Origin of the sequence: Roseovarius sp. S88, from assembly GCF_037023735.1 — a bacterium.
Lineage (GTDB): Bacteria > Pseudomonadota > Alphaproteobacteria > Rhodobacterales > Rhodobacteraceae > Roseovarius > Roseovarius phycicola.
Genome location: NZ_CP146069.1, coordinates 2,758,404 through 2,777,452, shown reverse-complemented (window position 1 = coordinate 2,777,452; position 19,049 = coordinate 2,758,404). Strand labels below are relative to the sequence as shown.

At 54.9% G+C, this 19,049-nt stretch carries 18 protein-coding genes; 12 read left to right on the top strand and 6 right to left on the bottom strand.

From position 1 onward, the window contains the following. Positions 1-33: 33 nt before the first annotated feature. Positions 34-918: an HAD-IIA family hydrolase gene (locus tag RZ517_RS14090; protein WP_338548812.1), complete on the bottom strand. Its 885-nt coding sequence runs from the start codon at positions 916-918 to the stop codon at positions 34-36. A 269-nt stretch (positions 919-1,187) separates the two neighbouring features. On the opposite strand from RZ517_RS14090, the gene RZ517_RS14085 reads away from it, so the two are divergent. The 7 genes from RZ517_RS14085 to RZ517_RS14055 all read left to right on the top strand — a co-directional run bounded on the left by RZ517_RS14085 (position 1,188) and on the right by RZ517_RS14055 (position 8,559). Next, positions 1,188-1,967, top strand: a complete 780-nt coding sequence (locus RZ517_RS14085; RefSeq protein WP_338548811.1) for a DeoR/GlpR family DNA-binding transcription regulator — start codon at positions 1,188-1,190, stop codon at positions 1,965-1,967. After that, entirely contained in the window at positions 1,964-3,004 is a 1,041-nt protein-coding gene (locus tag RZ517_RS14080) for an ABC transporter ATP-binding protein (RefSeq protein ID WP_338548810.1), read from the top strand. Before RZ517_RS14085 ends, RZ517_RS14080 begins: the two co-directional genes overlap by 4 nt. Before the next feature lie 37 nt (positions 3,005-3,041). Further along, entirely contained in the window at positions 3,042-4,298 is a 1,257-nt protein-coding gene (locus tag RZ517_RS14075; protein ID WP_338548809.1) for an ABC transporter substrate-binding protein, read from the top strand. 61 nt (positions 4,299-4,359) lie between these two features. Then, positions 4,360-5,253, top strand: coding sequence for a carbohydrate ABC transporter permease (locus RZ517_RS14070; protein ID WP_338548808.1), 894 nt, complete (start codon positions 4,360-4,362; stop codon positions 5,251-5,253). After that, complete coding sequence (locus tag RZ517_RS14065) at positions 5,250-6,059, top strand: carbohydrate ABC transporter permease (RefSeq protein WP_338548807.1); 810 nt, start codon at positions 5,250-5,252, stop codon at positions 6,057-6,059. Before RZ517_RS14070 ends, RZ517_RS14065 begins: the two co-directional genes overlap by 4 nt. Positions 6,060-6,063: 4 nt before the next feature. After that, positions 6,064-6,861: a metallophosphoesterase gene (locus RZ517_RS14060; RefSeq protein ID WP_338548806.1), complete on the top strand. Its 798-nt coding sequence runs from the start codon at positions 6,064-6,066 to the stop codon at positions 6,859-6,861. A 42-nt stretch (positions 6,862-6,903) separates the two neighbouring features. Further along, on the top strand, positions 6,904-8,559 hold the full coding sequence (locus RZ517_RS14055) for a Na/Pi cotransporter family protein (protein WP_338548805.1): 1,656 nt from the start codon (positions 6,904-6,906) through the stop codon (positions 8,557-8,559). A gap of 33 nt (positions 8,560-8,592) precedes the next feature. Here the strand turns inward: RZ517_RS14055 and phnE (RZ517_RS14050) are convergent, their stop codons facing one another. The 5 genes from phnE (RZ517_RS14050) to RZ517_RS14030 all read right to left on the bottom strand — a co-directional run bounded on the left by phnE (RZ517_RS14050) (position 8,593) and on the right by RZ517_RS14030 (position 14,174). Beyond that, positions 8,593-9,408: a phosphonate ABC transporter, permease protein PhnE gene (phnE, locus tag RZ517_RS14050; RefSeq protein ID WP_338548804.1), complete on the bottom strand. Its 816-nt coding sequence runs from the start codon at positions 9,406-9,408 to the stop codon at positions 8,593-8,595. Next, complete coding sequence (gene phnE / locus RZ517_RS14045; protein WP_338548803.1) at positions 9,408-10,229, bottom strand: phosphonate ABC transporter, permease protein PhnE; 822 nt, start codon at positions 10,227-10,229, stop codon at positions 9,408-9,410. The genes phnE (RZ517_RS14050) and phnE (RZ517_RS14045) overlap by 1 nt, the downstream gene beginning before the upstream one ends. After that, positions 10,226-11,026 (bottom strand): phosphonate ABC transporter ATP-binding protein, encoded by an 801-nt coding sequence (gene phnC, locus RZ517_RS14040; protein ID WP_338551166.1) that lies wholly within the window; start codon positions 11,024-11,026, stop codon positions 10,226-10,228. Before phnC ends, phnE (RZ517_RS14045) begins: the two co-directional genes overlap by 4 nt. Positions 11,027-11,092: 66 nt before the next feature. Continuing rightward, positions 11,093-12,067, bottom strand: a complete 975-nt coding sequence (gene phnD, locus RZ517_RS14035) for a phosphate/phosphite/phosphonate ABC transporter substrate-binding protein (protein WP_338548802.1) — start codon at positions 12,065-12,067, stop codon at positions 11,093-11,095. A 73-nt stretch (positions 12,068-12,140) separates the two neighbouring features. Continuing rightward, a complete protein-coding gene (locus tag RZ517_RS14030) occupies positions 12,141-14,174 on the bottom strand; it encodes an FAD-dependent oxidoreductase (RefSeq protein ID WP_338548801.1) in 2,034 nt (677 codons plus the stop codon). Between the two features lie 135 nt (positions 14,175-14,309). On the opposite strand from RZ517_RS14030, the gene RZ517_RS14025 reads away from it, so the two are divergent. The 5 genes from RZ517_RS14025 (at position 14,310) to RZ517_RS14005 (ending at position 18,852) form a co-directional block, all read left to right on the top strand. Further along, positions 14,310-15,251, top strand: a complete 942-nt coding sequence (locus tag RZ517_RS14025; protein WP_338548800.1) for an ornithine cyclodeaminase — start codon at positions 14,310-14,312, stop codon at positions 15,249-15,251. A 229-nt stretch (positions 15,252-15,480) separates the two neighbouring features. Next, positions 15,481-16,401: a DMT family transporter gene (locus RZ517_RS14020; protein WP_338548799.1), complete on the top strand. Its 921-nt coding sequence runs from the start codon at positions 15,481-15,483 to the stop codon at positions 16,399-16,401. Positions 16,402-16,525: 124 nt separating this feature from the next. Then, positions 16,526-18,076 (top strand): acetolactate synthase large subunit, encoded by a 1,551-nt coding sequence (locus RZ517_RS14015; RefSeq protein WP_338548798.1) that lies wholly within the window; start codon positions 16,526-16,528, stop codon positions 18,074-18,076. 191 nt (positions 18,077-18,267) lie between these two features. Next, positions 18,268-18,480, top strand: coding sequence for a hypothetical protein (locus RZ517_RS14010; RefSeq protein ID WP_338548797.1), 213 nt, complete (start codon positions 18,268-18,270; stop codon positions 18,478-18,480). Positions 18,481-18,609: 129 nt separating this feature from the next. Then, positions 18,610-18,852 (top strand): DUF3489 domain-containing protein, encoded by a 243-nt coding sequence (locus RZ517_RS14005; protein WP_338548796.1) that lies wholly within the window; start codon positions 18,610-18,612, stop codon positions 18,850-18,852. Positions 18,853-19,049: the final 197 nt, after the last annotated feature.

The window sequence follows — 19,049 nt, the reverse complement described above, 5'->3', positions numbered from 1 at the left end:
TCACGTTGTAAAATCGCCGTGCTACGAGAACGCTTAAATCCTTTGGACGCGCCATTCTGGAAACAGCGCCGAGACATCGCAAAACGGACGCGTGTCGACTCCGGAAAACATACCGTCCCGTTCGACCAAAACAGTGCGCCATCCACGCGATGCAGCGCCAAGGATATCTGTGTGAAGTGTATCGCCGCACATTGCAATCCGGTTTCGGGCTATACCGGGCAGAGAAGCTTCGACCATCTCAAATACTTCTGGAAAAGGCTTGCCGTAAAACTTGATCGAACTCAGTCCCTCATCCGCCAGCAGATGGCCGAAATGACCCGGTTCCAGTGAGAACCCAAAATCGCGCGGTGCGGCCAGATCAGCATTGGCAATTACGACAGGGCGGGGGTTGGCGATCAAACTGTCTCTTAGGAGAACCTGCCTTTCAGATCTCCAGACTTCGGTCGACAGAAACAGAAAACCATTCACACGATCATAGTCGCTGGCGTCGTCCACGAGGCGGCGGGTGGTCGCCGGAACATCCGAAAGATCATCAGATGGCGCAGCAATGCAGCCCCATAGCCCCTCGCCGACGCCGACGAGAGCGGCATCACGGCTCGTAACGATTTCATCTGGCTCGATCTTCATGCCGAGATTGCGAAATTTCTCGACCGCTCGGTCGTGATTGTAGCTGGCAGCGTTCGACAGGATGCGAATTTGGCAACCAAGTTCCCGCAGTTGATCCAGTCTGCTTGCAGCTCCGTCTATGGGTGTGTTTCCGACATTCAGCACGCCAAAGGCATCAAACACGAAAGCATCGACCTCGGCGGTGATGTCCAGAAGTGTTTCAATATCCTCAGTTGCGGGGGTCAACTCGGCAACAGGAAGACGATGTCTGACATTCTGGTAGCGGTCAAAGATACTGTTGGTGTCTAGCATACGCAAAGTTGGCCTTTTCCGAGTGCCGTATCCATAGTTTTAAACTTGGAACCAAGGTAGCGAAGATGATGGCTAATGGAAGAAAAAACAACAAAACTACATTTTATTGTTGACTGTTTTTCCATCAAATTAGGTCTTAGTACTCCAATTTATTTAATAAATATCGATCTCTTGTCCATCAAGACTTCAAAATAGCACATAGATTATCTCAATTTTTGTTGTTTTGTTGCATTGGTCAGTTATTCTCAAGCCAACTTGGCGGGGAATCTATGGCTTCAAAGAAGATCAGACGGCGCGACCTGATCCAACAGGTGGTCCAAGAACGCGGCGGCGTAAGCGTTGGCGCATTGGCCGATATGTTGGGCGTTTCGACACAAACCATCAGGCGTGATCTGGATATCTTGTGTGGTGACGATGCTCTTCGTCGGGCGCATGGTCGTATTGAACTGGCGGAAAGCAAGCTCAATACCCCCTTTGATCAAAGAGCTGGAACCAACCTTGTTGGCAAGCGTGCCATAGCCGAAGTGGCGGCGTCGCGTATTCCAGATGGCGCCACGTTGTTCATTTCGATTGGGTCCACCGTTCTGAGCGTGGCGCGGGCCCTGCACAGGCGAAAAGAACTGACCATCATCACAAACAACCTCAGTGCAGCGATGGCGTTAAGCGAGGAGGTTTCTAATCGTATCATCGTTCCGGGTGGCGAAGTTCGGTTGCCGGACCGCGATTTTGTTGGCGAAGAGGTGGTGGATTTCTTTGCGCGCTATCGGGCGCAATACGCAATTTTCGGAACCGCGGGGATTGATGCGGATGGGTGGCTCTTGGAGTTTCATCAATCTGAAGTACGCGCGACTGAACAGATGCGAAAAAACGCAAAACAATCCATTCTTGTGATTGACCACAGCAAGTTTGGGCGCCTCGCTCCAGCAGCTGGGGGCAACCTGTCAGATATCGATTTGGTGGTGTGTGACCGGTCTCCGGATGCGTCTTTCAACGATCTCGCTGAGCGCCACGCGCAACGGCTTGTCTTTGCAGAGAAGGACGAAAAGTGATGGCGGCGCCGTTTGTGCATATGGATAGTGTAGCCAAACGCTGGAACGGACAGCTTGGCGTTGAAGATATTTCGCTCTCTATTCCGCGGGGCTCTTTTGTTGCGCTCTTGGGGCCATCGGGTTGTGGCAAGTCAACAACCCTGCGGCTTTTGTCGGGGCTTGAATTGCCCGACGAAGGAACGATCACTATCGATGGGCGCAATGTGACAACCGCGGCTCCTTCAGAGCGCAACCTCTCGATGGTGTTTCAATCCTACGCGCTCTTTCCGCATCTCAGTGTGGCGGAAAACGTCGTTTTTGGATTGAAAGTGCGCAAAGTGGCCGCGAGTGACCGCCGAGAAAAGCTGACGCGTGCGCTCGAGATTACAGGGTTGCTTGGGTATGAAAATCGTAGACCCGGCGAGCTTTCGGGCGGACAGCGGCAGCGCGTGGCACTTGCACGGGCCATTGTTGCCAATCAGCCGTTGTGCTTGATGGATGAACCACTGTCGAACCTTGATGCTAAACTGCGCGCATCGGTGCGAAAGGACATCAAGAAACTTCAGGTCGATCTGGGGATCACCGTCATCTACGTCACGCATGATCAGACCGAGGCAATGAGCATGGCGGATATGGTCGTTTTGATGAAAGACGGGCACATCCAGCAAACCGGAACGCCAGAGGAACTCTACTACAGACCTGCAAATACCTTTGTCGCCGAATTCGTGGGCGCGCCGCCCATGGCGTTGATCGAAGGCTCCATCCTGCCCAGTTTTGGGAACGCTGCGACCATTGGGCTAAGAGCAGAAAGTCTGAGCGTGGCAGAAACCGGCAAAGGTCGCCTGACTTGCGAAGTGTCGGAATGCGAGTTTCTGGGCTCGGAAACATTCATTGGTCTGTCACACCCTTCGGCTACCGGTCTTACCGTGCGCATGCCTGGGCTGAAACAAATCGAAACCGGCGAAAAAATGGAAATCTCATTCGCTGACGAGGACCTGCATTTCTTTGATGCGACAGGCCATAGGCTGGCAGATCAATCCGGAGCATCAGGGTCCTGAAACCAATTTATCAGATCAAAACCAAAGGGAGGAAGTAATGAACCATTTTAGAAAGGTTGGACTAGCAGCCATTTCTGCTGCAGCTCTGGCTGTGCCTGCAATGGCGGAAACAGAGTTAACGATGTACTACCCAATTGCCGTGGGTGGGGCGCTCACTGAAGTGGTCGATGGGATCGTGGCTGATTTTGAAGCGGCAAACCCCGATATCAAGGTCAACGCTATTTACTCGGGGAACTATGATGACACCCGTGTACGTGCATTGTCGGCATTGGCATCAGGCGAGCCTGCGCAGCTTGCAGTCATGTTCTCGATCGACGCCTATGACCTGATCGAACAGGATCTGGTCGTGCCGTTTGACGATATTGAGGGCGTCGACACCGATTGGCTCAACAGCTTCTATCCAGCACTGATGGCCAACGGCAAAATCGAAGGCAAGACATGGGGCATCCCATTCCAGCGCTCCACAATCGTGGCCTACTACAACAAGGACATGTTCCGCGAAGCAGGTCTCGATCCGGAAAGCCCGCCGCAAACATGGGATGAGATGATTTCCATGGGCAAGGCGTTGACTGATGACGACACCTACGGGATCATGATTCCGTCCACCGGATATCCTTATTGGATGTTCCAGGCGCTGGCGATCCAGAACGGCAAAGAAGTGATGTCAAACGATGGTCTGACCACGTATTTTGACGATCCCGCCGTTGTCGAAACATTGGAGTTTTGGAAGGCGCTTTCGACAGAACATGGTGTGATGCCGGAAGGCACTGTTGAATGGGGCACATTGCGGCAAGCTTTCCTCGAAGGTCAGACGGCGATGATGTGGCATTCGACCGGCAATCTGACAGCGGTCAAAAACAATGCGAGTTTTGACTTTGGCGTCGCGGAACTTCCCGCGAATGAACGTAAAGGCTCTCCTACAGGTGGTGGCAACTTTTACGTCTTCAAAGATACGACGCCGGAAGAAAGAGCCGCAGCCCTTAAACTGATCGAGTTCATGACAGCGCCAGAACAGGCGGCGACTTGGTCAATCAAAACGGGTTATATGGGCGTCTCTCCGGCGGCATATGAGACTGAAGCGCTGAAGGCTTATACAACTGAGTTCCCGCCCGCTCTGGTGGCGCGCAACCAGTTGGAAAACGCAGTTGCGGAGTTTTCGACATTCGAGACAGCTCGCGTGCGTGAAGGGTTGAACAACGCCATCCAGGCAGCGCTGACCGGTTCTCAATCCGCAGCGGATGCCCTAGCAGAAGCGCAAGCCGCAGCCCAGCGTCTGCTGCGCGACTACCAATAAAAATCTGCGGGCGACAGGGCTGAACCTGTTGCCCGTGGTACGTTGCGTGCAGGGGCAGTAGATGGCGAAACATGTCGATATCGAACGTCGCAGACAAGCGATTTATGGCTGGATTTTGCTGTCGCCTGCGGCCATCCTTCTTACGACATTTGCATTTTACCCGTCGCTTGCGACGTTTTGGTCTAGCATTTTTAGCCGGGAAACCCGGCGCAAACCGAGTGAATTTGTCGGGGCCCAGAACTACACGGACCTGTTTGCAGATCCGACTTTCTGGAAAGTTGTGACCAACAACCTGATCTATGCAGGTGCGACCATTCCCATCTCCATCGCCATAGCACTTGCCATGGCGCTTTGGGCCAATTCCAAGATTCCGGCCCGCGGGTTTGTGCGCACGGCATATTTCACGCCGACTGTCCTGCCAATGATTGCGGCCGCAAACCTTTGGCTTTTCTTTTACACACCGGGACTGGGCGTGCTGGACCAGATCGGCGCGCTATTCGGATTGCCATCCGTCAATTGGCTGGGTCAACCCGAAACAGCACTTTGGGCAGTCATCATTGTGACGATCTGGAAAGAGGCGGGGTTCTTCATGATCTTCTACCTCGCGGCACTTCAGACGATTCCGGAAGACCTCAAAGAAGCCGCCGACATAGAAGGGGCCAGCAGGTGGATGTATACACGTCGCATCGTGTTACCACTTCTGATGCCGACAACGCTTTTCATCATGGTCAATGCGCTGATCAACTCGGTAAAACTTATTGATCACCTGTTCATCCTGACCAAGGGTGGGCCTAACGACGCCTCGAAACTCATTCTCTACTACATCTGGGAAATGGCATTCGCCTTCTTCGATGCGCCTCATGCTGCCGCGATGACAATACTGGTGCTATTTGTTCTCGGTGTTGTCGCAGGGATCAAATTCACCATTCTGGACAAGCGGACACATTACCAATGAGCACCCTGTCGCGGCATATCGAAAGCTTTGGTGCCTTGCTTCTTGCGGTAATCTGGATTTCACCTTTGCTCTTCGCATTTTGGGCGGCGTTTCACTCGACGTCTGATGCGGTAAACTTCAACCTTTCCGCACCTTGGACTTTGGACAATTTCCGCGTTGCCTGGGAGGGTGCGCCGTGGCTGAAGTATTTTCTGAACACGTTCCTTCTTGTGACTGTGATCTTGATTGGGCAATTCATCGTTACCACTCTCGCTGGATTTGCCTTTGCGCAGGTGCAATTTCCGGGACGGGATTTAGTCTTCATACTGGTGCTGATGCAGCTCTTTATCCTGCCTGAAGTCCTGATTGTGGAAAACTACGCGATGGTTTCTCGGCTAGGCTTGTTTGACACCATTCTCGGCGTGGGCATGCCATATATGGCATCAGCCTTTGGCATATTCCTGATGCGGCAAGCTTTCAAAGGCGTGCCTATCGAACTGCACGAAGCAGCGCGCGTCGAAGGGTGCGGATGGTTTGGGATCCTGTGGCGGGTATATGTGCCGCTCGCGCGACCCACTTACCTGGCATACGCGCTCGTCTCGGTGTCGACCCACTGGAACAATTTTCTCTGGCCGCTCATTGTGACAAACTCGCCGGACACGCGGCCTTTAACCGTTGGCTTGTCGATATTTGGCGCACCTGAAAATGGCGTCGATATCAGTGTGATTTCGGCCGCAACCATGATGTCCGTCGCACCATTGCTCATCGCTTTCCTTGTCTTCCAGCGCCAGTTTGTACAAGCCTTCCTTCGCGCCGGGATCAAGTGAAGGCATGGCGCGGTTTCTCCAACTGACGGACTTGCATGTGGTGGGAAAAGGCATGCTTTGTTCCAATGTTCTGGATACCCGATCCATCCTGCGGGATGCTGTGAACCGGCTGTTGGAGCTTCGCCCGGCGCTCGATCCTTTAGATGCAGTTCTTATCACGGGTGATGTTAGCGACGACGGAAGTAGGGACAGCTATGCCTTTGCCCGAACCCATCTGGAAAGGCTTGGTTTGCCGCTCTTTCTGGTGCCAGGCAATCACGATGCCCGAGATCCAATGCGCGCAGCGTTTGCAGGTCAGGAATGGATGCCGAAAAACGGCCTAATCGACTGGCAGGCACAGATTGGTGACACACAGCTTGTCGGGCTAGACTCATTGGTGGAAGGGCAAGGCGGTGGTCAACTCCGAGGCGACAGCCTTGCGGTACTCAGCGACGTGTTGGCCGATAATGACGATGGTCCGCTTATCATTATGTTGCACCATCCTCCCATTCAGACGGGTATCTGCTTCATGGATGCGATAGGTTTGGAAAATGCCGATGCGCTTGGGGCAGTGCTAGAAGGATCAAACCGCGATGTTACAGTCATAGCCGGACACGTTCACGGCGTGCATCATGGTAAAATTGGCGGGCATGTTGTTGCAACCGCACCGGCGATTTGTAGCGGTTTTGCGCTGGATCGCCGGGATAATGCAACAGTCGGCTTTCTCAAGGGGCCGACAGGGTGTGCGGTGATTGATACCGGACCAGGTGGGATCTGGAGCGCAGTCTCTCTTGATCCTTTTGATGGACCTTTTTCATTTTAGGCTTCAAGCTGTGCTCGGCCCAAAAAAAAGAACAACAAAGCCATGGATAGTTCACCGATTGTAATATTGCTCAACCTGGCGGCGGCGGCTGCCTTGTTGATCTGGGCCGTCCGTCTGGTGCGCACTGGATTTGAGCGCGCCTTTGGCGGACAACTTCGGCTGTGGCTAAGACGTTCTACGGCCAATCGCCTGACAGCTTCGGCCACGGGCGCAGCGGCGGCTGTCCTATTGCAGAGCTCCACCGCGGTAGCGATGCTTTTGGCGGGGTTCATGGCTGCCGGAACAATTGGTGGTGGCGCGGGGCTTGCAATCATCCTCGGCGCTGATTTGGGATCGGCCATCGTGGTGCAAATTCTGAATTCACGTATCGCGGTTCTGACACCCTTGCTGATGCTCGCAGGCGTTTTGATGTTTCTGCGCAGTTCTCGGCGAACACCGCGCCAAATTGGCCGTGTCCTGATCGGTCTGGCATTGATCTTTCTGTCGCTAGAGCTGATCCGCAACGCCAGCGCGCCTTTATCAGAGAGTGATGCGACCCGTGCGGTTATGGCCTACCTTTCACGCGACTTGATTTCGGCATTTTTAATTGCCGCTGTTTTTGCGTGGCTCGTGCATTCTAGCGTGGCAGCAGTTCTTCTTTTCGCAACCCTAACAGCGCAGGGTCTCATGCCATTGGAAGCCGCATTCGCCATGGTTCTCGGCGCCAATCTGGGAGGCGCCTTCATCGCGTTTTTCCTGACAATTGGCGGTGCGGTATCCGTGCGGCGCGTTGTCTTTGCCAATCTGTTGTTGCGGGGCGGTGGGGCAACACTAATGCTGTTTGTTCTTGCACAAATCGATGCAGCGGGTGTTGTGCCGGGTGGAAGTCATGCGCAAAAGGTTCTGAACCTGCACCTGATCTTCAATCTGGGTTTGCTTCTGTTTGGATTGGCGTGTCTCAGACCGTCCATCTGGGTCGCGCGTCAGGTGCTAGCAGAGACCAACGGCACCCAAGCCGAGGCTCAAAACAGGTCAGTGTTGGATCCCACCGTTCAAAACCATCCGTCCCGCGCATTTGCCTGTGCACAACGTGAACTCGTTGAGATGGGTAACCGGGTCGAGATCATGTTGCGCGATGCCATGGGGCTTTTCGATGTGTTTGATGACGTTGTGGCACAGCGCCTGCGACAAGAGATGAAAGACATGACGCAGATGTCGCTGGATCTGCGTGTCTATCTTTCCGGGGTGCGCAGCAGTGACCCGAAAGTGGACACAGGAACGCGTGCATTTGATTTGTCAGGCATAGCTGTAAACCTCGAAGCCGGGGCGGATGTCATCGCGCGAAAAATGGTCGAGTTGGCGCGGCGCAAAGATGTTCAGAAGGTCAGTTTCTCAGAGGATGGTTGGCGTGAGTTGTCCGACTTCCACGACCAGGTGCTGCGCAACGTTCAACACGGCATCACGGTCCTCATGTCAGAAGACATTGGGTTGGCCCGCGAACTGGTTGAGCAAAAAGAAAAGATCAGAGAAAAAGAGCAGGTGCTTGAACGATGGCACCTTAAACGTCTCAGACAGGGATTGACCGATACCATCGAAACGAGCGCAATTCACCTTGATCTGCTGCGCGCCTTGAAAATGTTGAACACCTCGTTCGCGATGATTGCATACCCTCTTCTGAAAGAGCAGGGCGAGCTTTTGGAAAGCAGACTTGCAACTTAGGGTACATCTGCCTGTTTTTCGGGAATGGCAGGTTCAGATGATCGCGCCGCGGACTTTCGCGGAAACCCATTCCGAGATCACAACCGCGGCAAGAATGACAAGCAAGATCAACGAAACCTGCGGCCAGGCCAGAACGTTCAGGGATGCCGATAGCTGAAGCCCGATCCCTCCGGCACCGACAAGCCCAAGGACGGTAGATTCGCGGATGTTGATGTCCCAACGAAACACGGCAATTCCCGCAAACGCAGGAAGGATTTGCGGCACGATCCCATAGGCCATGACCTGCCAACGAGACGCGCCGGTGGCAGTGACCGCTTCAACCTGAGTGGCATCAATTTCTTCAATTGCCTCGTATAGAAGCTTTGCACAAAATCCGATGGAGCGGATTGCGATGGCGATAACGCCTGCGAACACACCAGGGCCGATGATGGCAATCAGCAGCAACGCCCAGATCAGTGAATTGATCGACCGTGTTGAAACAATGATCAGAAGAGCCACCGGACGTATGAAGAGTGCGGAAGGTGTGGTATTTCGCGCAGCCAGAAAGGCGACAGGAACTGCCATCAGAAGCGCAAGGATGGTGCCGAGCGTGGCAATGTTGATCGTATCCCAAATGGGCTTGCCGAGCTGGGTGATGTATTCCCATCGTGGCGGGGTGGCACGGGTCCAGATGTCTCCGGCAATGCGCGGCGCGTCCCATACAAAGAACCAGGTCGTTGCCTGCGAAATCTGCTGCCAGCAATAGGCAAAGACCGCCACACCAGTCAGCCACATAAGCCAGTGCGTCTGGCTTTCACGCTGGGTTCTGCGCTGCCAGACCTTCAGGCCACCTGTTTCGCTTACCGGCATTATTGCACACGTGCCCGGATAACGCCGGAGAGATACTCTAGCGCCATGACAATTACGATGATCAGGATCAGAATGGCCGCTGCGGTATCATACTCATACCGGTCAAAAGCTGTGTTGAGGGTCGCGCCGATCCCACCCGCACCTACGAGACCCAGAATGGCGCTTTCACGGAAGTTGATGTCGATGCGATACATCGAAAGACCAAGCAGCCGTGGCATGACCTGTGGCTGCACACCGTAGTTGATCCATTGCGACCAGCGTGCGCCAGAGGCTTTGATGGCCTCTGCCTGCACACGATCCATACTCTCGATGTCTTCTGCCAGAAGCTTGGACAAAAAGCCGATGGTGGCGAAACTAAGTGTCAAAAAACCTGCCAGAGGTCCAAAGCCAAAGATTGCCACGAGCAGGATCGCGACGATGATTTCCTGCAGCGCACGAGAGATCGCAATTATCCCGCGGCAGATCAGATAGATCGGCAATGGTGCCACGTTACGTGCGGCTCCTAAAGCGATGGGAATAGAGATAAGGACACCGACGACTGAGGCGGCCACTGTCATGACGATACTCTCAATCATGCCGTCGTAGATGTCGCCTGACCGGCTTACGAAATCGGGTCGGGTAAACGCTAGAACGAATTCTTTTCCACGCTCCAGACCTTCGTAGACACGTGCCCAGTTAACTTCGATGGTCAGGACGGCCGCGATCAAGTACGCAATGAAACCCAGCAACAGCACCCAACGCAGCCAGCGGCGCTGAATAAGCGGCGGCTTTTTCCATGGCTGGCCGATCCGGGCATTCAGATCGAAGTCTGTATCAGTCATTCGGCGGCCTCAATCGTATCGCCGTTCTCATCCTCGACTTTCTCAATGGTCGCTTCCCAGTCTTCTTCGCCATAGATGGTCGTCAAGACTTCGGGCGTTAGAGCGTCGGGTGGCCCGTCGAATTCAATGGTCCCAAATCGAAGTCCAATGACGCGTTGGACGAACATCTGGGCCAGTGCCACGTCATGTATATTGATGATCGCGGCCAGCTTGCGTTCTTTGCAAAGCTCACAGATGAGGCGCATGATCTGCCGGGACGTTTTCGGGTCCAGCGAGGCGGTCGGTTCATCCACAAGTAAAACAGCGGGATCCTGTATCAGTGCGCGACAAATTCCGACCCGTTGACGTTGCCCTCCGGACAACTCATCGGCCCGTTTGTCCGCCATATGGGCAAGCCCAACACGATCCAAAAGCCGGAACGCTTCATCGAAATCCTCTTGCGGAAACCGCCGCAGAAAACTGCGCCAGAACCCGACATACCCCAGCCGGCCTGACAGAACGTTCTCCATCACGGTCAATCGCTCAACCAGTGCATATTCCTGAAAGATCATGCCCATGCGACACCGCTCTCGGCGCAGCGCCCCTGAGGACAACCTGGTAAGTTCAGTTTCGCCCAAAAAGACCTGGCCGGAAGTTGGTTCCACCAGCCGGTTGATGCATCGGATCAAAGTTGACTTGCCCGCGCCCGATGGGCCGATGAGGGCCAAAACTTGACCCTCTGGCACGTCCAGATCAACAGCTTTCAGCGCCTGATCTCCGGTCTTGTAGGTTTTCACCAGCTTTTCAAGCCGCAGCATCACAGCACCCTTTGCCATGTTGTGGTCTGTGAAAAAGGCGGGCCGCTTGGCCCGCCAAATATGGGGTTACTCACACGCGTAACTAACGCCATTCGCCGCGTCGATTTTGCGGATGACCTCCCAGTACTCTTTATAAGTGATTTCAAGGAACTGGCCTTCGCCGTTCTTCTCGAATTCCTCTTGCAAAGACGTACCGTCCCACTCAAAGTTGAAGAACGCGTTGCGAATTTTTTCCTTTAACTCGGGCTTGAGATTGTAGACGACGCCGTAGCCGGTCGTTGGAAAGGTTTGGGATTTGTACAAAACCTTAAGGTCCTCTTCCTTGACCACATCACGGCTGATCATTCGCGCCTTGACCGAATTTGCGATTGAAGCAGCCAAGTAATCTTTGTTGGCCACACCCAGGATCGAGTTGTCGTGCTTGCCGGAATAAACCGGTTCAAAATCACGCTCAGGGATCATGTCGTAATCAGCCTTGAGGATAGCCGAAGGTGCTTTGAACCCGGAATTGGAGGTGGGCGACGTAAAGGCCAGTTGTTTGCCCTTGATGTCTTCGACGGCCTCGACGCCAGAGCCGGGGTAAGTGATGATTTCCATTTCATACCCGAATGATCCGTCCGGCGCCGCCATTATTGTAAACGGGTTGAAGCCCGCGCAATTCACGGCCAGCGGATTTGACCCGGTGTTGAAACCGGCAATGTGAAGTCGCCCAGAGCGCATCGCTTCGATCTGGGCCGCGTTGTTCTGCACAGGGAAAAACACCACCGATTTTCCGGTTTCGTTTTCGAGGTGCGTCAGGAAATCAGCCCAGGCTTCTTTGTAGACGGCTGGATCCTCAACTGGGGTGTAAGCGAAAATCAAAGTGTCGGGGTCGATCAGCTCAGCAGGATCGGTTGGGGTGTCAGCCAACAGATCACCATCGGCATCGCAAAATCGCGCGTCGAGATCGCCGCGCGGGCACTCTTCTGCATACACCGGGTTACTGGCGGAAAGGGTGAAGGCAAGTGCCGCACCGGAAAATAAAATGGACAAAATTTTCATATGAGTTCCTCCCTGGTGCAAGGCTAAGGGCGGAGTTTGAAAATGACAAAAGTTTTCTTTTCCATTCGGCTATCTAAAGCCGTGCGCAGAGCCTCGCAGCGTCCAGGATCGCGGCATGGATGTCGCGCGACGAAACGGCGTCGCCGATCCGGTAAAGATCGAACCCCTCGCCATTGGCTTTTGGTTGCGGCTCGGCGGTGGCCCAGGCCGCCAGGTCTGGCAAGCCGCCATTGCGTGCCGAGCCTGCCAGCTCGAGATAGAGCGTGTCGACCGGCAGTGTACCGTGCTCGTAGATCAGAGTATCGCAGCGCATTTTCACTGACTCACCGCTGTAACTGTTCTCGAATGTCAGGCACAGGCGGTTTTCGTCGCGGGCCACGCGGCGCAGTGTAAGGTCCGGGCGCAGCTCAACTCCCGATTTGTAGAAGGCGCGCATTTGCAACGGTCGTTCAATGTAACTTACCTCTGCGCCAGCGGTGCTATCGGGGGTCACGTAGGTCAGTTTCGCACCCGCGGTGGCGAGCGTGTGTGCACCGTTCAAACCTGCGGCTGTGCCGGTTCCGTCGTAGAAAATCACATCGCCCTCGGGCGGCGCGGCGGATTCCAACACGTCCCACAAGGGCGTTCCAAGCTCGGCGCCCGGTATGTCCTCAAGCCGGTCGGGGATGCCGCCAGTGGCAATGATGACCGTATCTGGGTCAGTCTCCACAATCTCTTTTGCATCCGCGAGCACATTGTAGCGAAGGGTTGCGCCAAGGCGTTCCAATTCGCTCACGCGCCAATCGACAATGCCAACCAGGTCACGCCGAAGGTCAAGCTTTGCGGCCAGTAAAATCTGGCCACCAGCCTTGGGCGCAGCCTCCAGTAAGGTGACACTATGGCCCCGCTCTGCAGCAACGCGTGCGGCTTCCAGCCCGCCGGGGCCAGCGCCAACCACGGTGACGTGTTTGCGCTGGGTGGTTTTCTCAATCACATGCGGCAGCACGTCCTCGCGACCTATAGCCGGGTTGTGAATGCAGCTCCCGTACCAAGAGCAATAGGTTGCGCCCACGCAGGGACGGATGGTTTCTTCTGCGCCTTCAGAGAGCTTTCGTGCGATATGCGGATCCGCAATATGCGCACGTGTCATGCCAATGAGATCGACATGCCCTTCGCCCACTGCGAACCGTGCAGTCGCCATATCATTGATCCGCGCGGCGTGAAAAACCGGCAATTTCACATGCTGTCGAAAATTTGCCACCGAGCGCAGTTGTGGGGCCAGCCCGATCGCCATGCCAGGCATGTAGCGGGCAAGACCAACCTCTGTGTCGATGCGTCCGTAACCGAAATTGAAGAAATCTATCAGGTCGGAACGTTCCAGTATCTCTGCCATGGCGAGGTACTCTTCATCAGGCATGTCGCCGCCGTCACCTTCGCCCACGACCATGCGGACTCCTACGATAAAGGGTTGCGTTACAACGCGGCGGATCTCTTCCAGCACCATAAGGCCAAACCGAGCACGGTTTTCGAGGCTGCCGCCAAAGTCATCGCTGCGCTGGTTCGTGGCAGGCGACCAGAACTGTCCGATGAGGTGCCCGGTGATATGCAATTCGCACCCGTCGAGCCCACCCTCGTAACAGCGCCGCGCGGCTTGACCAAAATCGCCAATCACGCGGGAAATATCATCAGCCTGCATTTCCTTGGTGAAACCACGATGCAAAGGTTCACGGAACCGGCTGGGCGAGATGGTCGGCAGCCAATTGTCCCCGCGCCATTGGCTTCGTCCGCCCAGATGTGTGAGTTGGCACATGAGGGCGGCGCCATGTTTGTGCACCCGATCTGCAAAGTCCTGGAAGTAGGGGATGACGCGGTCTTCGCTTGCGCGCAATTGGCCGAAAGTGTTGGCGCTGTCTGGCGATACGTTGGTCGATCCGCCAAACATGGTCAGCCCGATCCCACCTTTGGCCTTGGCCTCGTGATAAAGCTGATAGCGTTCAGCGGGCATACCATCCTCGCCAAAGCCGATGGCATGCGACGTGCTCATGATCCGGTTGCGCAGCTCAAGATGCGCCAGTTGGAAAGGTTCCAGGAGTGGATCGGATGTCGTCGAGCGGGCAGGTGCGGGCATCGCGGCGGTCCTTTGTTCGAGTGACGGTGGCCAAGTCTGATCACAGGGTGAGGGCCGGGCAAAGGAAAATTTGGCATTAAAGACGTACGCTTTAGAGTGACTGTCACACCAAAGTTGATCCGAAGGAAGAGCAAGATGCAGATGTTCGACGCCGAAACTGTTCACCGGTTGTTAACTTACGAAACGCTGATTCCTGCGCTTCATGACATGCATGCGGGTGAGATGCCTGCCGGCGATGGTGTTTACACCAAAGATCCGGCAGGTTCGGGCAATATGTTTGTAACGTTGCCGGGCTGGTTGGGTGGGAAGCTGATCGTAGTCAAGATGGTTGGCGTGTTTCCGGGTAATCGTGACCGCGATCCTCCTATCGGATCGGTGCTTGGCGCTGTTGCGGCCTTCGATTCTGAGACAGGTGCGCCGATACTGGTGGCTGATGGCGAAGCTATGACCTATCGCAAGACGGCCGCTATCTCGGGGCTCGGCTCGGTGCTTCTGGCCCCACCCAAGCCTCAGGAACTGCTCATCGTGGGCGCGGGTGGGTTAGGGCCACATGTCGCAATGGCGCATATTGCAGCACGCCCGTCGATAAAACACGTCCGCATCTGGAACCGCACCGCACCCCGTGCCGAAGCTTTGGCCATCGTGCTCAGTGCGAAAGGTATCTCAGCCAAGGCCGTGCCTGATCTCGATGCTGCTGTGGCTGAGGCCGATGTGATCAGTTGCGTTACCATGTCACTCAAGCCGCTCGTGAAGGGCGCGCTGCTAAAACCCGGCGCGCATCTCGACCTGGTGGGATCATACCTGCCGGACATGCGCGAGGCAGATGATGACGCGATGCGGCGCGGCTCTGTTTACACCTGCTGCGACCGCGGCCGCGACGAGGTGGGCGAACTGACACTGCCAGTGGCCACTGGTGCGCTGCGCTGGGATGATATCCGTGGCGACGCGTTCGGCCTTGTACAGAAACGCGCTGCAGGGCGTGCCTCTGACCATGAAATCACCGTCTTCAAGAACATTGGCGGCGCACACCAGGATGTCTTTAACGCCGCGATCCTGAAGCAGGCCGCCGGGCTCTGACCTTGTCAGTTGTCGCCAATGGTACGCCGTAAATCGGATTGCTTGGAAGGGGTGGATGAATTGGCCCTGAGGGCCGGTAATCATGACTTAAAGTCTTCGCGACAACATCGGCACGCTGTTGAAAACCGACATCCCTTGTCGCAGAACTTTATGTTGGTCGCGCCACATTGTGCTATCGACGGCGGGACATGTTTTTATTGAATTCCCAATGGGAATGGTGCGCATATCGATGACCGCCATACCAGAGACCCCTCCGCAACCCACACGGCGCGCCTGGGCAATGGGGCTTATGATCGTCAGCTCAGTGGGCATCAGCTTTAGTGGATTGGTGATCCGCACGATCGAGGAAGCGGATGTTTGGCAGATAAATTTATATCGCTCAATTGCACTGATCACCATGGTTGCGTTGATTATGGTTCTGCGCCATGGCGGCGCTGCTCCAGACCGTATCCGTGGTATCGGTCGTCCTGGTCTGCTGGCAGGCCTTATGCTTGCTTGCGCTGGTATTTGCTTTTTGCAGTCGATCACGAACACAACGGTCGCAAACACGCTTTTCATGCTAAGCGCAATTCCGTTCATCACGGCCTTGCTGGCGCGCTTTTTTCTGGGTGAAAGGCTCACGCGCTCAACGTTGTTGACGATGTGCGCTGCAGCGCTCGGCGTCGCGGTTATGGTTTCCGGCGGGATAGGCGCAGGTTCGCTTTATGGGAACCTTATGGGGTTTCTAACGGCGCTCTGCTTTTCGGGATACGCAATCATCGTCCGCAGCCACCGCGGGATTGAAATGCTGCCGGTACTGATCGTGTCGGGGAGTTTTATCATCATTATCTCTCTGGCGCTACGCTGGGGGGATCTTGCTATCCCACTACGTGACATTCTGCTTTGCTTTCTATTGGGTGGTATTTTGTCGGGTCTGGCCAACGCGCTTTTCATTGCTGCTTCAAAACAGCTTATGGCTGCAGAGCTGACGCTGTTCATGTTGCTCGAATTCGCCCTCGGCCCGGTCTGGGTTTGGCTAATCATCGCTGAGGTTCCAACACCAGTGACGATTGTAGGCGGTGCCATCGTAATCGGCTCCGTTGCGGTGCGGGCGGGCTTGGAACTGGCCCGCAATCGCGCACGCTTACGAGGAAATTCTCCGCGGCTCTAACGTCTCAGCTTTGGGCCTTCACTAACGCTGACGGTCAGGTGCGACTCATGCTTCACAAGCTTTTCTTGTTACGCCAAGTCCATCTATCCCATAGAGTTCTATTGAGCTGCGTGGAGGTGTTGAAATGAACGGCGCAAAATCGTTGGTCAAAACCTTCCTTCATAGTGGTGTGGACACAGTTTTTGCCAATCCCGGCACTTCTGAGATGCACTTTGTTGCAGCTCTTGATGAGCACCCCGAGATGAACTGCGTTCTGTGTCTGTTTGAGGGCGGCACGACGGGCGCCGCGGATGGCTACTACCGCATGAAGCGCGATGTCGCTGGCACGCTGCTGCATCTTGCGCCGGGATTTGGCAACGCATTTGCAAATCTACACAATGCCCAAAAATCGGGATCCGGGATCGTGAATGTTGTTGGTGATCACGCAACACATCACTTGCGTTACGAAAGCCCGCTCAAGGGTGATATTGTCGGCGTGAGCCAATCCGTCAGCCATTGGACGCGGGTGTCTCATCATGCCACGAGCGTCGCAACGGATGGCGCTGCGGCGATTCAGGCTGCGCGCTCTCAGAACGGCCAGATTGCGACGCTTGTTCTTCCGGCCAACACGGCATGGGAGCCGTCGCAAGGACCTGTGACAACAAGCTTACCGCCTCACCCGCTTCATCGCCCATCTGCAGAAGTGATCGAGGTTGCGGCTGTGCGTTTAAAGAATAGAAACGCTGCTTTAATGATAGGTGGTGCTGCGCTCTTTGAGCCTCTTCGCACCTTGGTTGGCAAAATTTCCGCTGCAACCGGATGCCGCTTGTTATGCGACACACTGATCCCGCGCATTGCAAAAGGAGCAGGGGCTGCACAATTGGATCAGCTTGTCTATCCGATCACCCCAAAGATTGCTCAGGTTGAGCAAACGTCTTCCATCACAATGATCGGTGCTGATCGCCCCGTCGCATTTTTTGCATATCCGGGAAAACCGAGCACTCCTGAACCTGCTGGGTGCACGGTTTCAACCTTGTGTGCCCCTACAGATGACATTGCGTGGACGGTTCAGTCCCTTGCAGATGCGGTTGGTGTTTCGAGCAAAACTCAGCAAAATACATATGCGCTTGATTTACCCCCAATTCCCACTGGAGGGCTCATGCTAGAGAAAGTCGGTCGAGCCCTCGCTGCTCTCATTCCCGAGAATGCAATCGTTTGCAATGAATCCGTCACATCCGGGTTTCACGTCATTCCGCCGATGGCAACTGCGCGACCACATGATTTGCTCGGGGGCACAGGTGGGGCCATCGGACTCTGCCTGCCTTGCGCGACCGGCGCAGCAATTGCATGTCCGGATAGAAAGGTCATCGCGCTTACAGGAGACGGATCTGCCATGTACACCTTGCAGTCCTTGTGGACCATGGCGCGCGAAAACCTTGACGTAACAGTGGTTGTGTTCGCCAACGGTGGCTATCAGATCCTGCGCGATGAGCTTGCAAATGTCGGCGTTGAGAGTATTGGCAAGAATGCTGAAGCGATGTTTGACGTGGAAAAACCGTCGCTTGACTGGGTTTCACTGGCGAAAGGGCATGGCGTTCCCGGAACACGGGCGGAAGATACTGATGAATTTGTTAAGGCTTTGTCTGTAGGACTGTCGAGCGGCGGGCCATCCTTGATCGAAGTTGTTTGTCCTTGAGCGGCTTGTATGCGAGATTTTTTGCAAACGAAGTTCATACAGCAGCTGAAAAGTTCGCCCAACTTATTGTGGCAATCAGTTGAAGCGACATCGCAAAGCGGGCATTGGTTGTGAGTGCAGCGAACGTCAGCTTCCCGCCCATTTCGCAGAAACGACTGGACTTGCGCGCGTAGGGAAGCGTGTGTGTGCTCATGGCGGAGCAGGGAAATATAGATTTAGGCAAGCTTTTCGCGGACCTGACGTGTCGTCTTGAAGATGGCGCCGGCTTGGCGGCGGAAGGCCAACGGCCAGACGCACCAGCTTCAGAATTAACCCGAATAGCCGACCGTCTGGCGCAATTGATGGCTGTCGCAATGACCAAATTCACCGAGATTGAAGAGGCGCTTGGCAAGCTCAACAAATGACTGGACTTCCTAAGCCCGGGAAGCGTTGGTGAGACTGCGGAGCAGTAAAACAAAAGATCTGTCGCCCGGATTGCCGGGCCCTGGTCGGTACGGGGAAAAGGTTCCCCATTTGCCGATAAGGAGTTCCAAATGACGACGGAGACATCTTCAAAGACCAAAATGGCACAGCTCTCTAAGCCAGCGCCACCACCTAAATTGGGTCGCAAATCCGACGAGATTGTAAAACGCCTCAAACGCAAAAAGGGCGTATCTCTCAGAGCATTCAGCGAAGAGTTTGACTGGTTGCCGCACACCACGCGTGCCGCTCTGTCGCGACTTCGCAAATCTGGCCACAAGATTGAGCGAACGACCGGACCCAAAGGCTCCATCTAGAGGATTGATAGGTAGGGCATGGCTTGGGGAAATGACTGCAAGACCGAACTTGTAGGCCGGATGGATTACATTGCGGCTCTGGATCGCTGGGAGTGTCATTTGGAGTGGCGGGAGGTCTTTGGGCGACCGCCGCCCAAATATCTCTCGATACGCTTCATGCAACGCGTGTTGGTTCACGAGGTGCAGATGCGTTCTAT

Excerpts from the sequence above, each read along its gene's own strand:
- RZ517_RS14015 (WP_338548798.1), top strand. The coding sequence starts at position 16,526 with ATGAACGGCGCAAAATCGTTGGTCAAAACCTTCCTTCATAGTGGTGTG.
- phnD (WP_338548802.1), bottom strand. The coding sequence starts at position 12,067 with ATGAAAATTTTGTCCATTTTATTTTCCGGTGCGGCACTTGCCTTCACC.
- RZ517_RS14090 (WP_338548812.1), bottom strand. The coding sequence starts at position 918 with ATGCTAGACACCAACAGTATCTTTGACCGCTACCAGAATGTCAGACAT.
- phnE (WP_338548803.1), bottom strand. The coding sequence starts at position 10,229 with ATGACTGATACAGACTTCGATCTGAATGCCCGGATCGGCCAGCCATGG.
- RZ517_RS14010 (WP_338548797.1), top strand. The coding sequence starts at position 18,268 with ATGGCGGAGCAGGGAAATATAGATTTAGGCAAGCTTTTCGCGGACCTG.
- RZ517_RS14065 (WP_338548807.1), top strand. The coding sequence starts at position 5,250 with ATGAGCACCCTGTCGCGGCATATCGAAAGCTTTGGTGCCTTGCTTCTT.
- phnE (WP_338548804.1), bottom strand. The coding sequence starts at position 9,408 with ATGCCGGTAAGCGAAACAGGTGGCCTGAAGGTCTGGCAGCGCAGAACC.
- RZ517_RS14060 (WP_338548806.1), top strand. The coding sequence starts at position 6,064 with ATGGCGCGGTTTCTCCAACTGACGGACTTGCATGTGGTGGGAAAAGGC.
- RZ517_RS14070 (WP_338548808.1), top strand. The coding sequence starts at position 4,360 with ATGGCGAAACATGTCGATATCGAACGTCGCAGACAAGCGATTTATGGC.
- RZ517_RS14030 (WP_338548801.1), bottom strand. The coding sequence starts at position 14,174 with ATGCCCGCACCTGCCCGCTCGACGACATCCGATCCACTCCTGGAACCT.
- RZ517_RS14055 (WP_338548805.1), top strand. The coding sequence starts at position 6,904 with ATGGATAGTTCACCGATTGTAATATTGCTCAACCTGGCGGCGGCGGCT.
- phnC (WP_338551166.1), bottom strand. The coding sequence starts at position 11,026 with ATGCTGCGGCTTGAAAAGCTGGTGAAAACCTACAAGACCGGAGATCAG.
- RZ517_RS14005 (WP_338548796.1), top strand. The coding sequence starts at position 18,610 with ATGACGACGGAGACATCTTCAAAGACCAAAATGGCACAGCTCTCTAAG.
- RZ517_RS14085 (WP_338548811.1), top strand. The coding sequence starts at position 1,188 with ATGGCTTCAAAGAAGATCAGACGGCGCGACCTGATCCAACAGGTGGTC.
- RZ517_RS14020 (WP_338548799.1), top strand. The coding sequence starts at position 15,481 with ATGACCGCCATACCAGAGACCCCTCCGCAACCCACACGGCGCGCCTGG.
- RZ517_RS14075 (WP_338548809.1), top strand. The coding sequence starts at position 3,042 with ATGAACCATTTTAGAAAGGTTGGACTAGCAGCCATTTCTGCTGCAGCT.
- RZ517_RS14025 (WP_338548800.1), top strand. The coding sequence starts at position 14,310 with ATGCAGATGTTCGACGCCGAAACTGTTCACCGGTTGTTAACTTACGAA.